A 14,510-nucleotide genomic window follows, 5' to 3' on the forward strand; every position below is an offset into this window, starting at 1 on the left:
TTGGGTCATTACTCAAAACAATTTGAAGGAATATAGCTTCAGCTTATCACCCTTCTCTCAAGAATGAAATAGCCCTGGGTTTAATACACTATTACAGGAATTAAACGACAAGCGTTTAATCCCTCAATTTACTTTTTAATATTTCTCCTAATGTTCTTAGAAATCAGAATTTTTTCATAAAAAAAGGTTCAATTTTGTCCACAGTTTTCTAGATTTTTACTATATTTTAATTCGTTTGGTATGAAATTGTATAAAATTGTTATAAAAGTGCTATAATATACAAAACTCTTACATCTTGGTAGCTGGATGAATCTTAAAGAAGTTTTAACCCTCACCGATCGCATAGTGTTCGAGAAAACGGGTCAACACCTTGACGATTTACAAGCAGCGGTACTGCGGGGAACTCTACAACGTGAGACATACAAGCACATAGCCAAAGACTTTGACTGTTCTGAAAGTAATGTTAGGCAAGTCGGATCGCAATTATGGCAGATACTTTCAGAAGAGTTGGGAGAAGATGTTAGTAAATCTAATGTTCGATCGGCAATGGAGAGATTGGAAGTCTCCATATTTTCAAATGCTGTACAAGATAATGTTCGAGTTGGTAGCATTAATTCTTGTGGAGAACCTAGAAACCCCCCAAATATCCCAAACTCACAGCCACCAAATCAAGAGACATCTAACTCAAAAAAAACTAAAACTCTACATCAAGATTTAAGCGAAATGCCGGAGTTGGGCGATTTCTACTCGCGCCCCCTCGAACTCCAAACCCTCACCACATGGATTCTACAACAACGCTGTCGCCTCATCACCCTCACCGGCATCAGCGGTATCGGCAAAACCACCCTAGCAGTGCAACTCGTACAACAAATTAAAGACGAGTTTGAGTACGCAGTTTGGTACACACTAGACGAATTCCCCACCCTAGAAAAATTTCAATCTAACCTAATACAGCTTTTTTCCCATTCCAAAAAAGAAGATTCATCCCCAACAAACCAAAAACGCTTACCGCTGATTAAGTATTTACAAAACCATCGCTGTTTAATCGTCTTAGATGACGTTCACAACCTTTTCTGTAGCGGCGAATTGGCCGGAAAGTATAAACCAGAATCCGAAGAATATCGCACTTTATTCAAACAAATAGAAAAATTATCCCATCAAAGCTGCTTGATGTTAATCGGTTGGGAACAACCGAGAGAAGTAACTCAAGTTAAAAGCCAAAATACATCTATTCGCACCTTACAGCTCAAAGGTTTAGACATCGCCGCCGGACGGGAAATACTGAGAAATTGCGGGTTAGAAGCAAGCGACAACAGTGAAACTCTCATTCATCGTTACCAAGGCAACCCCCTATGGTTCAAAAGCGTGGCGAATCTGATTCAAGACTTGGGAGGAGGCGTGACAGAGTTATTACCAAATGATACTATATTGTTGCCGGAAGATTTGAAAGATGTTTTACAGCAGCAGTTCGATCGCCTATCCGAACTAGAAAAACAAGTAATCTCCTTATTAGCGAAAGAAAGCCAGCCAATCAACCGGGCAAAATTGCTAGAAAATGAGATAATTCCCGCTTCAGATTTGCTAAATGCGCTGCAATCTCTATCGCGGCGCTGCTTGATTGAACAACAAGCAAATTTTTACACGATTTCACCTGTACTGAGGCAATACCTTCACCGTAACTTAGGCGGCAGTGATGCCTTGGCCTAAATGCTTCAAGACTTGAAAAGCCGATCGCAATTCACTTCGCACAGTATAAATCGAAAATGCCCGCGATAACCCGTATTCGGCTGTAGGTTGAGCCTTGACTTTCACAAACAACACATCATCGCCATTCGTCAACATACCAAATCTCGGTTTATCCAGATCAGGATTTGCCATCATGTATGCTAATGCTTGGGGTAATGCCGATCGCGTCGAAATCGTACTCTTCTTACACTCCAAAACTATTACCCAAAGCTGGTTCTGCAAAATCAAGATATCAATTCGTCCGCGCAGGGTTTCTTCCCCATCATCGATCGCAATTTCGATAGCAGCTTCAGCCTTCATCTTGAAAGGTGGATCGTAGAATCCCGCCAGTTCTAACAAAGGTGATGCCACCAGCAAAGTCACTGCCCCTTCTAACAATTCTCCATCGGCCCTATGATATAGCAATCTGCGTCGTAGCGTATCCAAAGCAGTCTGTTCAGAATCGCTGAGAGTTGGCAATTGGGTTTGCCACTCTGTAAAAAAAGCCTCATTCTCAGTTCTGCTCAAATTCAACCTTGATTCAGTCTCCTCTTGGCTTTTAATAGCTTCTGTAACTGCAATAACCTTTGCCATTCGTTCACCTTTGATTCAAACGGTTGAATTTCCAAGGAAAATTAGCTTCATTGTAAGCAAAAATAGGGATACTGCTATAGCGATCCCAGTTTTCAATATCATATGAATTCCGGTTTAATTGGAATGATTAAACCGCAGAGGACACAGAGAACACAGAGTCAGAGAACAGAGAGATGAATAATTCCTATGCTACCGGATTTGATATCACTTCTATTGATTTGTGTCCATAAACAAAAACCGGGCAACTTCAAAGCTACCCGGCAATCCTAACTTTAGACTTCAGACAAAACTAAAATCTAAAACCTAAAATTCTTAAACAGCCACAGTTTTCTTAGCAGAAGAGCTCAATTCACCCTTAGCATACTTAGCTGCAAAATCGTCCAAAGATACTTGCTTAATCTTTGTACCGTGACCGGCGCAACCGAAAGAATTATAGCGATCGCTACAAACCTTCTGCATATACTTGATCGACGGCTTCAAGAAGTGGCGGGGATCAAACTCATCGGGCTTGGCAAACAAAGCTTCGCGCACCGCAGCAGTAATCGCCAAACGGTTGTCAGTATCGATATTGATCTTGCGAACGCCGCACTTGATACCCTTTTGGATTTCTTCCACAGGTACGCCGTAGGTTTCGCGGATTTTGCCGCCGTTGCTGTTGATAATTTCCAGCAATTCTTGGGGCACAGAAGAAGAACCGTGCATTACCAAGTGAGTATTCGGCAAGCGGCGGTGAATTTCTTCAATGCGGCTGATTGCCAAAATTTCGCCAGTCGGCTTGCGAGTGAACTTGTAAGCGCCGTGAGAAGTGCCGATCGCAACTGCTAGAGCATCAACGCCGGTTTGCTCGACGAAATCAACAGCTTGTTCGGGATCTGTCAGCAACTGATCGTGAGAAAGCGCACCTTCAAAGCCGTGGCCGTCTTCTGCTTCGCCCATCCCTGTTTCCAGAGAACCCAAACAACCCAGTTCGCCTTCAACGCTAACGCCGATCGAATGAGCAACATTCACCACATCGCGAGTAACTTGAACATTGTACTCGTAGCTGGCGGGAGTCTTAGCATCCGCTTCCAGAGAACCGTCCATCATCACGCTGGTGAAACCTTGGCGCATGGCAGAATAGCAAGTACCGGGGGCATTGCCGTGGTCTTGGTGCATGGAAATGGGAATGTGAGGATAGGTTTCAACTGCTGCCAAAATCAAGTGGCGCAGGAAATTTTCGCCAGCGTAGGAGCGAGCGCCGCGAGAAGCTTGCAGAATCACAGGGCTGTTGGTTTCGTCAGCAGCGCGCATGATCGCTTGGATTTGCTCCATGTTGTTGACGTTGTAAGCCGGTAGGCCGTAACCATTTTCAGCCGCGTGGTCGAGCAGCAATCGCATAGGTACAAGCGCCATAGATATTCCTCCTAATTATTTGTGATTTTTGGGCAGTGAATTTTGGACAAGCTCAATTCTTACGATAATATTAAGACAATTTGCGACCGATCGCGCACGATCTTTCCAGATTTACTTAAAAGTTCAAAAAACAAAATTTTGAGTTCCGAGCATTCCGCTCAAAACTCAAAATTTTTAACTCACAAATTTTTTATGGGTCGCCCGGGATTTGAACCCGAGACCAATCGGTTAAAAGCCGAATGCTCTACCGCTGAGCTAGCGACCCGCGAAAACATTGTTACCGCACACAATTTCTAACAGTAGCACCCCTCATTTGAAATAGCAAGTGTTTTTTAAATAAAATTTGCAGTCATGCGAACCAGCATCTCGCAAGTCGCGCCGGGGGGCAAATACATCAAGTGTTCGCCAGTGTTGAGGGCATTTCGAGGAGCAGTCCAAGGTTCCAAACAGTAAAAATCCTTGCCCTTCACCATCCAGAAAACCAACTTCCCATAGCTGGAGTTGTAACTGAGGGTGAGCCGCAAGCCGCTCGCCGCGTCAGTGACAGTAGCAGCAAGACCAGTGAGTTCGTCAAAGGAAACATCAATTTCATCCAACGTCGGGTCAAAAACTCCAGTGAAGTAACCCTTTTCATGGGTGTTCTGATCTCTGTACTGCATCCCTGGAATATCAAAGCGCAGCTTAGATTTGTCCGTCGCCAAAAAGTAGGGGTGCAAACCACTAGAAAACGGCATCGGTTCAGCAGACAGATTGGTATATCGCTGAAAAATTTCCAAAGAATTGCCTTTAATCTGATAAGTGAAGGCTAGTTGGAAATCAAAGGGATAAACAGCCAGCGTCTTGTCGCTGCTGTCGAGAATCAGCGTAATAGCAGCGCAACCCTCCGTAACTTGTTCGCCTGTTGTCCAAGGCAAGTCTCGAGCAAAGCCGTGCTGTTTGAGCTGACGCTCGACTCCCTTGTGCGTGTAAGTATTGTCGGGGAGATTGCTGCAGATGGGAAACAAGATGGGAATCCCGCCACGTACAGTTAGATCGGGATTGGCGAACCGTTCCGCATCCAAATAGAAGATTTCTTTGCCTTCAACCAGCCAGCTAGTGGCAATACCGCCCCGTTCCGGCACAACTTCTAGAGTAGAGTTAGCGGCTTCGTCGGAGAGGATATAGGTTTTGTACTGCTTTTGCTTGAGCGCGATCGCAAACACATTTGTCATCGGTAGTAGGTCATTGATCATTGGTTGTCAGTAAATCAGTCGTTAATAATTGGTCGCTAGTATCTTGATGTTCACCCATTACCGCCCTTATCCTCCCCCTGCCTCCTCGTTGTTCAGACCCCCACTGGCTAACCAATTCTCCCAGCTATAGGAGGCAGGGCGATCCGGTGCTTGGAGCGTTTGCTGCTGTTAGCTGGAACGATCGCGGAGGCCGGCTGCTTTTTGAGTGCGACTTCAAAAGATACAGCCCGAGTGGGGGGAAGATAGCTTTGGGGACTCGGCACTGCTCCTTGACTAGGAGATGGGGGCGAAATAAACGGTTCTTTGATAAATGGCTCTTTTGTAAACGGCTCTGGTTCCCCGCTGGGGTTTTGAGGTTGAGTGGGGTAGATGCGCGGCGGCAAATTTTGATTCGGAGGCGGATTTGACTCAATTGCAGGCCCTGTCCCGTTCGGGAAAAATGAGGAGTTGTCCGGCTGTTGGGGCGCAGCCGGCAAAGCCGGCAAAATCAAAGTAGGTTTGGGTTGTCCGGGCCCTTGCTGAGTGCTTTCACCGGAGGTTCCCCCGGAACCTCGCCCGGGCTGGTATGTACCGCTCTTTGCTGCTCCTGGCAATGGAGAATTTGGAGTTTTTGATGCCGCTCCTGGCTGGACTAGGGCATCGAGAACTACAGAAGATTGCATCGGTCGATCGAAAATACTAGAAATTTGCTCGACGCGTTTGAGGATGCGATCGGCTGCGGCTCCCTTCACCACATTCGGCTGAAACTTTTTCACCTCCACAGGCAGAAACTCTACCTTCATATTCCTGTCTTTGAGCGATACTTTCAGGACTGCGGTATCGTAATCCCTGCGAGCATTGCCGCCGAATATAAAATTACCCAGCGAGTAAACTATCGGACGGCCCTTGTAAATTTCTGCACCTTGCAACACCTGGGGATGGTGTCCCACTACCAAATCAGCTCCTTGGTCGATCGTGAACCGAGCCAAATCAATCTGCCAGTCCCCCGGATAATCTGCCAATTCGACTCCCCAGTGGTAATTCACAATAATCCAGTCTACCTGACCCCTAAGAGCTTTAATATCCTCGGCCACGCGATTGTTACGGCGGGGGTTAGTGCCCGCTTTCCCTTGGTCAGCGACGTTAAGCTCGGCATCGTAATAACCGAGGTAGGCAATCCGCTGACCCTTAACTTCAATAATATCTGGACGCCTCGCTTCTTTAATATCTCTGCCGGCTCCCAGGTGTTGAATCCCACTATTATCTAGAGTATTCATCGTCTCCACCAGCCCCGGTTCCTCGTAATCCATAGCGCGGCTATTTGCCAGATTGACAATATCCACTCCTCCGGCTGTTAATACTTTCACCGATTCTGGATCGGCTTTAAAATTTAATTGTTTTTTGCCAGACCCCAATGTAGAGCGAGTCAGGGAGTTTTCTAGGTTAACCATCGCCACATCTGCTTGCCGGTACTCGTCCATATTGGCGAAAGCCCATTGGTGATCGTTGGCAGCAGATGCTCCGAGCGCATCCGATAGATTCACATTTCCTCCGAACATCAGCGTTACTGTTGGGTCGTAAGGATTAGCAACTTGCTTTTGCTGTACTACTGGTACCACTTCTAAGGCCGCTTGCACCGTATCTGCACGTTTTGGAGGCGGCCCCGACATTACCGCAGTTTGCTGGTAGCCGGATACTGGAGATACTAACTGCAGGGTCAGAGCTTCGTGGTAGCTGACCCAACACCCTAAAATAAAAGAGGCAAGTGCCGATCCCACTAGCAGCAGAGAACGATACGTTTTAAATTTAACCCAATCGACGACTGGTAGGGAACGGTAACGCCGACGCTGGCGGTTTGCCGGAGTGACAATTCGCACTGACTGTTTCCAGAGAATGTCTGCATCCCCAGCCAAGCGCGCGTGAATTCGCACTCCTTCTACTGCTGGCGAGTTGAGTCTCCAGAGTTGGTGGCAAATAAATTTGACTAAGCCTTCGCGGAGATTGCTCCCGAGTAATGTAGTATCTGGCGCAAATTCGCGCTGGAATTCTACGAGGATTTGGACGCAGCCGGCCTGAGCCTGTTCGACGCGGGCATAAATCCCTTCGGGTCGCAGCAAGCTGTCAATCCAGTAATTGAGGGCTTGAAAGTTGCCCGATCGCGCTAGCTCCAAGATAGACGGCTGCGACCAATTTTCTGCGTACACCATCAATTAGCCTCCTTAATACGCACGAGCAATGACTCCAATTTGTTTTGAACGGAACCGCAATTCTTTTAGCTTAACCGCCACAGGTTCCGCTGCCCGTTTTGAAGCTAGTTGTTGGCCGCCACCATTTTCTACATTTAGGGGCTGCCTGCTGTCAGTGATTTTTATCACACTCAGGTCGGTAGATTTGAGATTTGAGATTTGAGATTTGAGATTGAGTTCACAGAGGGTAATCGGGGCCAGAACCAACGTCGAAACAAGAGGTTTCTGGGGGAATTGAGGCACAAGAGAGGGAGATTTATGAGGCAGAGTCTGTTTTTATTGTCGCTGTTTGAGTGTCGCTTTAGAGCTTTCGGTTTGAGATTTGAGATTTGAGATTGAGCCAAGAGGCCTTAGCGGACAATAAAACAAACGTCGAAACAATAGATTTCTGGGGGACTTGAGGCAAAAGAGAGGGAGATTTATGAGGCAGAGTCTGTTTTTATTGTCGCTGTTAATCGAGTGCCTTTGTCAAGTCCTAATGCTTCGATCTATGCTGGCAAATGCCTCTCACGAGGGATGCCACTGGCTGCACAACCTGTAATTGGATAAATGGCGTACTAGATAGATTTGGTGGTAAAATCAAATTTGGTAACTCCCATCGGTACCAAAGTTGCGGAAAACGTGAAACTGGCCAGTCCATACGGCTGTGCCTTCCGATGTAAAACCCAAAGTACGTTACGGTAAACAGGCCATATTTTAAGCAAGTTACACTGCGCAGGAGAACTGACAAATGCTACAGCGCAAAATCTATCAACTCTGTTGTGATGGTCGTGAGGTTTCTATTTTTCTTCGAGATCAGCAACGTTGGATAGAGCGCGCTCGTATCCTAGATATTGAAGGGGATCTAGTCACGCTGCGCTACGAAACCGACGAAGAAGACGAAATCAGCTCTTGGGAAGAAATGGTGCGTCTCGAAAGTATTGGAGCTGTGTCCCAGAAGTTGGCTTCGGTGTCCCGAACTAACTGCGAACCCCTAGTTTCTGACGATTGTCCCGAAGCCGAACAAATTCGCAATCACTACCCGGACTCGAATTTGGAATAGTTTTGAGCTCGCGCTTGAGGCACAAGGAAAACTTGGGGGAAAAGAAAACGACTTTTCTCCCTTTTTTGTGGAGAAATTATGCAAAAAACCCGGTTTAGGCCAAACATATTCTGGGTTGTGACCACATAAGCTATTTTGCCTTTAAATTTAAGCTTGATGGGGGGATCTGCTGCCCACGGGACAACAGCGTAAATACACAGTAGTTTAAAAATTCAATGCGCGACACCCTAGCCCTGCTGAAACAGGGTTTTTTGTCTGGGTGCGTCCAGGGCTGTTCTTTTGTTTTCTAGGCCTGCAGGCTGGTTTGTAGGTGTCCGAGAGCTTATTCGCCGTCTGTTTCGCCATCTAGGAAAAGTTCCGACTCCGGTATCGCTTTAAATACGGGACAGTAACCGTCGGGGGTAACTTTAAAGCCAAACAAAGCACTGGACTGGTTCCAACAGCGCTGGCTGCGGTAGTGCTGACAATTGCCGCAGCATTCGAGGTTTGCCTGAACGGCGCTGCCTTGAAAAAGCAGTTCCCGCTGGGAGATGCCGCGCAGTACAAGTTCTTCGCCTTGCCAGCGCGCTTCTACCAAACCGGTATCGGCAAAATTGGCCCACCGAGGATCGGCTGTAATCGGACTCGGTAAGCTAATTGCTACCTCTGTCCCCAATTCGCTGAGTTCTCCCTCATAGTTAGTTTCTGGGATAGCGGGCTGCAAAAACATTTCCCCGATCGGCAATTCGACAAGTGTTCCGGCCGCCGGAGTGTGCAACTGGTAGCGGTTTCGCAGCTCGTCCAAGTTAGCCAAGTCAGCCAAATATGCAGGGGAACCGTGGAGTAAAATTACGTGCTGGGGACGCAAATTGTGGATGAGTTGGGTCGTCCCGGGCCCGTCGCAGTGTTCGGCTAGCAGATAAGTTTCGACACTTGTGACTCCAGATTCGGGCCTGTTGCCCAGCCAGTCGCTGACGGGATATCCTGGTTTTTGAGGGGCGAGCAAAATCCAAGGATGTGTGCCATCGGCAACATACAAAGCCAAATCAGCTAACTTGTCTGTAATTACAATACAGGGCGTGGCTCCCAATCCGGGGCGTTGTTCGGCAGACAGCCGGCGGACGCGGGGTTTCACCCTTTCGTCCCAAAACAAAGGTTGGTGCAGAGCAAAATTTTGGACGGCGGTGGGAAATTGGGGTAACAGTTCCAGATAAGCGTCGCACCCGTCGGCGACAGTGCCGTCCACCCAAATATCCAAGTCGCGGCCAGTAAAGTAGTGGTGACTGCGGAGCAGCATCAGCATTTCTTGGCCCAAACCAAGGGCCGGCGCGGGCAGCAGTACCGAGTACCCGTCGGCGATGGCGCGGTGGATGCGATCGGCTAACTGATTTTCTAGTTGTCGGCGGTGAGGGTGGCGCGCCGTGCCGTAACTGCCTTCCAAAATTAACACATCCGGCTTCATGCCCCTGAGTTCTCCCAGGGGCAAACCTTCCACCAAACGAGAATTGGATAGGAAAAAGTCGCCGGTGTAAACCACGGTGTAGGTGCGGTGCGGCGCGGCATAAGTCAGCAGCACAGTCGCCGCTCCGGGCAAATGGCCTGACGGGAACAACTGCACGCTCAGTCCTGGGCGCACTTCGAGCGGCGACTGCCATGGCAGTCCCTGGCAGAACCGGGACTCTGGCTGCTGAGCCAGTTCTGGCCAGTTGAGCGGTAGCAGTCGCGCTGTCACTTTGCTGGCGTAAATTGGCAAGTGGGGGAAAGATTGATGGAGTGCTAGCAAACCTCTGGCATGGTCAGAGTGGGCGTGGGTACACACCACAAAATCGGCTGGCAGCGATCGATTTTGTGTCGCTGACAGCGGTGCAATATCCTCTACACCGCAGTCGAGTAAAATGCGGTGCGGCCCCATTCGCACTAGCAGACAGACCCCTTCCTGTGCGTGGCCTGCGCCGTAAGGTAAACAATCGAGATCCATCACTGCGGTTAGCTCCCTGCTTTGCACGCAACTTGCAGTATCGCCACATTTAAACATTGGTTGCGACTGCATTCATTCGATCGAGTTCAGTCTCGGACGCTGAAACCGGGTTTGATGAACGAAAACACTTTGTTGCCGCCCCCGCTCCCGGTTAAAAAATCCGGTTTATCAAAGTTCTGGTGCGTAAGCCCTAGAGCTAAATGTTTGCTCGAAGGCTCCGGCTCTCGTGCAAGGAAAGTAATTGCACTTAAGATTTGATGCACGCCAAGAAGGTGATTTTCCGAAGGCATTTGCCTGACGGGCATTCGGCTTTCGACAAAGTTCATGCTACTGGTTCTGGCATCAAAAGTTACATTTTATTGCACCAGGTAAGAGTAGCGAACTCGATCTCATATTCTGAGTTTTAAACTTTTTTCCACAATTTGCGCCTGCTAAAAGCTAGTCTTTTTTATGAGAAGATTTTAATTCAGATGTCCAAAGATCTTGATAAAACTTTACAATTCTTCATTTTTAGGGTTTTGAGGCTCGTGTATTGTCCAATCTGAAAAACGGAGAATCAGCATTGTGCTAGCTAACTGCTTTTGTCAGGGCAGAGAGAGACTTTATGAGTTTGATCGGTTTCTTTGTAAAAGTTTGATACATTTTTCTAAGCAAACCTTCTGGCTATCCAGGAGAGAGTTTAAATTGCTTTTCGACCCCCCCCAAAAACCGATATAAGTTTCCGGCAGGAATTGCCAGCAGCCCAAAGTTTTAGACTCTTGTTCAAGCTCCAGATTCATCTGTGGAGTAAACTCAAATCGTTCGACTGAGGGCGACTCGACGGCTCGCCCAACGTCTGAGCGCGACTGAGCTGGACTCGACGGCTCGCCCAAAGTCTCGCCGAAGTCTCAAAACTCAAATCTAAAATCGGCTGACTGGCCCATAATTAGGTTTGTTTAGTCCGCTCCTTGACTAGGGGACAAAACGAGGTGTTTTTTGTTTTACCCCAAACGTAGCCACATCAATGCCCCGACAATGGAAGATAATTATCCTGTACAAATCCCACTAACTCGCCAGAAATAATCTCAGGTCCATGAGCCTCCAACCAGTCTGTAATCTTCGGTTTTTTATCATTGCTGGGTCTTCATTTGGGGTGGAGTTTTTGAGTTGTTTTTCAGCTAACCCGGGGCGACTGAAACAGAGTGTAATAGCTTGGTTTTAAGTTAAACATCACATCGTAGTTCTCGAAGAGTATCGTTGAAGTTCTGCCCGATTCCAGTTTTTTGACTGCCACCAGCAAATGACTGCTGCGCTTTGCACAGATTCTCGATAACTGACTGAGCCTCGTGGTTAGTGTTTAATTGTTTGGTATGTTTTAGAGAATAGTACCCTATAGCAATTAAAGCTGAAATGAGGGGCGATCGCACAAACCCGTTTTTATCAAAAAATAGGGTTTTTAGATTTGGTATTAATGGGGAGACTGAGGAGCGCGCCGACCGCCAATAACACTTGCAATTGACACCTGCGTGGAAGTGCGAAGGTTTTCGAGGAAAAATATTCTGTAGGCAAAAAGTTGACATCAACAGGCTATCGAAAGTAAAAATAAATAACAGTCATAACAAAAATGAGGCTTTATGTTTGATTCGCAATAGGCGAGCGACAACTAGGGAATTGAGAAGTTGCTATCCCCTAAAACAATTTCGCCTAAAATACATCCGGTAATATACGGAGTATCTAGGTTTTTTTCGCAATCAAAAATATAAAATCAAAAATCTAAAATGGCAACAGCTATTCTTGAGCTGGAAATGTCCACACTCCCGCCAGAAATTACGGTTGAGGAGCGTTACAGCAAAGCCTTGGTTTTAATTCGACTGCACGGAAAACCGATCGGCCAAGCTCTATTGTCGCTCGTCGGAGGTCGCGCCGACGGCTCCCAATTGCGGGAAACACTGATGAACGCTGCGGGGGAAAACCTTTGGAAAAATTGGCTCTACGATACTCTCGCATGGGACGAACGCGGGCCTGTGCAGGCAATGCCGATCGCCACAGTAGCGGTTTGCACGCGCGATCGCCCGGAAGATTTGCGGCGCTGTCTAGACGCGCTGATGCAGCTCCCAGACGAGGGTCAGGAATACTTAGTAATTGACAATTGTCCCAGCACGGACGCTACCAAGGAACTAATCAAAAATTACCCAAAAGTCCGCTATGTGCGCGAAGACGTACCGGGTTCCAGCGCTGCACGCAACCGAGCTTTACGCGAAGCTAAACATGAATTCGTAGCGTTTACAGATGACGATGCAGTGCCCGATCGGAACTGGCTGCGATCGCTCTTGTGGAATTTTAGCGACCCGCGAGTTATGTGCGTCACGGGGCTGGTGATGCCCTTGGAACTGGAAACCGAAGCGCAAGAATGGTTCGAGTCGTACAGCCCACACGGGCGGGGATTTGAGCGCCGAGTTTTTGATGGGGCGCAGTGCAATCCTCTGATTGTGCATCTTGTGGGAGTTTCGGCGAGTATGGCTTTGCGGAAAAGTTCGATCGACTGCATTGGCCTGTTTGACGAAGCTTTGGGGGCGGGAACACCCACTGTGGGCGGCGAAGACTGTGAACTATTTGCCCGCATTTTGCGCGCGGGCTACTGCATTGTCTACGAGCCGAGAGCATTGAGCTGGCACCGCCATCGGCGCACTTGGGAAGAATTGCGAAAAACGCTCCAAGGCTACGGAATCGGAGTCTATGCTTTCTGGACGCGGATGTTTGTAATCAACAGAGAATTCAGTGTGCCTCTATTAGCTTGGGGATGGCTGCGGTATAAGCAAATTCCTGAATTAATTGCTTCTTTGCGAAAGCAACCGGATGCGGTTCCGAGGGATTTGCTGTGGGCTCAATTCCGGGGCTGCATTAGCGGGCCGAGGGCTTATTTTGCTTCTCGGAAGTTGTTACAAAAAATTAAGGGGAGCAATGAATAGAGATTTTTAGATTATTTTTAACGGCAGATGAAGGGAGATGAAAAGCAGATGAAGTTAATTGTTGTAATGTAAATATGGAAAATCTAACAGTTAGCATAATTATTCCTAGCCACAATCGAAGTTCTTCGCTGCGGCGCGCTCTTGATGCTTTGCACTCGCAGACTTATCCGATCGACCTGATGGAAGTTATTGTAGTGGCAGATAGCTGCATTGACGATACTTTGGCAATGCTACAAGACTACAAAGCTCCGTTTAAACTGCAGGCGATCGAGGTAAATTGCCGGAGTGCTTCGATCGCCCGCAATACGGGAGCGGCTTCGGCTACCGGGAAATTGCTGCTGTTTCTCGACGACGATATCGAAGCGCTGCCACCTTTGGTGGAAAGCCATGCGCGGGTTCACCGAGAGCGTCCGGGAGCGGCTGTCATGGGCCCCTATCCGCCTAAGTTGCACGGAGGAACTACGTTTTTTGACGTGGAAGTGCGATCGTGGTGGGAAGAGAAGTTTTATCAGATGAGCCAACCTAGTCACAGATTTACTTATCAAGATTTGCTCAGCGGCAACCTTTCTTTGGATGCAGAACTGTTTGCTCGTCTCGATGGGTTTGATTCGGCTTTTGGGAACTGCGGCGGAGAAGATTACGAGTTTGGGATGCGTTTGCTGAAAGCTGGTGTACCTTTTGCTGTAGCGGGGGAGGCTGTGGGCTATCATTACGAACACGAAACTAATAATCTCGATCGCTCTTTTGGCCGATGTCGTCAGGAAGGGCGATCTGATGTTTTAATCGGCCGCCGACACCCGGAACTCAGACCGACGCTGCAAATAAAAGACTACGAAACTCCTGCTTTTTTGGTAGACAAGATTGTGGTGGCGATCGCGTTTTTCTGGCCGGCGGTTATGGATTGGCTGGCTGTGGGAGTCAGGAAATCTCTGGATTTGCTGGAAAGCTTGGGGATGCGGGGAACTTGGCGGTGGTTGCGGGCAAAATTGCGCGGTTATTGGTATTTGCGGGGTGTAATTGATGAGCTAAAAAGTCGATCGGCAATTTCTAGTTTTATGCAAGGAGGCCCGGCCCGTGCTGATTTGGGCGGATATGAAATTAACATTGATTTACAGCAAGGTTGGGAAGCGGCAGAAAGTCTGCTGGACGCGGAACGACCGGCTGGGGTTTACCTGTATTACGACCAACTAACAGTCGGCCATATTTTTCCGCAAGCGGGGGCGGAACCGCTGCGGGGCGCTCACTTGCGATCGATTCTGGCGCTTCACTTTGCTCAACCGCTGGCTGGGGCGATCGCGGTTAACGGTTTGCCCCGCACTGCTGAAACGCTTGAAGAAAAACCTTTAGTTGCTTTGGAAACTTACGAGTTAGCAATTAAGAGCTAAGTAAATAGGT

At 48.0% G+C, this 14,510-nt stretch carries 10 protein-coding genes and 1 tRNA gene; 4 read left to right on the forward strand and 7 right to left on the reverse strand.

The genetic code is table 11. The features are described from left to right. The first annotated feature begins 306 nt into the window (after nucleotides 1-306). A complete protein-coding gene (locus QUA33_RS08415; RefSeq protein ID WP_333148019.1) occupies nucleotides 307-1,707 on the forward strand; it encodes an NB-ARC domain-containing protein in 1,401 nt (466 codons plus the stop codon). Here QUA33_RS08415 and QUA33_RS08420 read toward each other — a convergent pair. The 6 genes from QUA33_RS08420 to QUA33_RS08445 form a co-directional block, all read right to left on the reverse strand. Further along, nucleotides 1,681-2,319, reverse strand: coding sequence for a type I restriction endonuclease (locus QUA33_RS08420; protein ID WP_333148021.1), 639 nt, complete (start codon nucleotides 2,317-2,319; stop codon nucleotides 1,681-1,683). The two genes, QUA33_RS08415 and QUA33_RS08420, sit on opposite strands and share 27 nt — an antisense overlap. 312 nt (nucleotides 2,320-2,631) lie before the next feature. Then, nucleotides 2,632-3,711 carry a class II fructose-bisphosphate aldolase gene (gene fba / locus QUA33_RS08425; RefSeq protein ID WP_006633469.1) on the reverse strand — a complete coding sequence of 360 codons (1,080 nt, stop codon included), beginning with the start codon at nucleotides 3,709-3,711 and terminating at the stop codon, nucleotides 2,632-2,634. 193 nt (nucleotides 3,712-3,904) lie between these two features. Then, nucleotides 3,905-3,976: transfer RNA gene (locus QUA33_RS08430), tRNA-Lys, on the reverse strand. 67 nt (nucleotides 3,977-4,043) lie between these two features. Then, a complete protein-coding gene (locus QUA33_RS08435) occupies nucleotides 4,044-4,913 on the reverse strand; it encodes an aldose epimerase family protein (protein ID WP_445243226.1) in 870 nt (289 codons plus the stop codon). Between the two features lie 137 nt (nucleotides 4,914-5,050). Further along, entirely contained in the window at nucleotides 5,051-7,129 is a 2,079-nt protein-coding gene (locus tag QUA33_RS08440) for a CapA family protein (RefSeq protein ID WP_333148025.1), read from the reverse strand. 12 nt (nucleotides 7,130-7,141) lie between these two features. Further along, entirely contained in the window at nucleotides 7,142-7,297 is a 156-nt protein-coding gene (locus tag QUA33_RS08445) for a hypothetical protein (RefSeq protein WP_158307982.1), read from the reverse strand. A gap of 601 nt (nucleotides 7,298-7,898) precedes the next feature. On the opposite strand from QUA33_RS08445, the gene QUA33_RS08450 reads away from it, so the two are divergent. Then, nucleotides 7,899-8,210, forward strand: a complete 312-nt coding sequence (locus QUA33_RS08450; RefSeq protein ID WP_006633466.1) for a DUF6679 family protein — start codon at nucleotides 7,899-7,901, stop codon at nucleotides 8,208-8,210. Between the two features lie 322 nt (nucleotides 8,211-8,532). Here the strand turns inward: QUA33_RS08450 and QUA33_RS08455 are convergent, their stop codons facing one another. Continuing rightward, nucleotides 8,533-10,167 carry an MBL fold metallo-hydrolase gene (locus QUA33_RS08455; RefSeq protein WP_333148127.1) on the reverse strand — a complete coding sequence of 545 codons (1,635 nt, stop codon included), beginning with the start codon at nucleotides 10,165-10,167 and terminating at the stop codon, nucleotides 8,533-8,535. A 1,757-nt stretch (nucleotides 10,168-11,924) separates the two neighbouring features. Here QUA33_RS08455 and QUA33_RS08460 point away from each other — a divergent pair. Together QUA33_RS08460 and QUA33_RS08465 are read left to right on the forward strand one after the other, a co-directional pair. Next, entirely contained in the window at nucleotides 11,925-13,115 is a 1,191-nt protein-coding gene (locus QUA33_RS08460) for a glycosyltransferase (protein WP_333148027.1), read from the forward strand. A 74-nt stretch (nucleotides 13,116-13,189) separates the two neighbouring features. After that, nucleotides 13,190-14,500 carry a glycosyltransferase family 2 protein gene (locus tag QUA33_RS08465; RefSeq protein WP_333148029.1) on the forward strand — a complete coding sequence of 437 codons (1,311 nt, stop codon included), beginning with the start codon at nucleotides 13,190-13,192 and terminating at the stop codon, nucleotides 14,498-14,500. Nucleotides 14,501-14,510: the final 10 nt, after the last annotated feature.

Origin of the sequence: Microcoleus sp. Pol14D4, assembly GCF_036701245.1 — a bacterium.
GTDB lineage: Bacteria > Cyanobacteriota > Cyanobacteriia > Cyanobacteriales > Microcoleaceae > Microcoleus.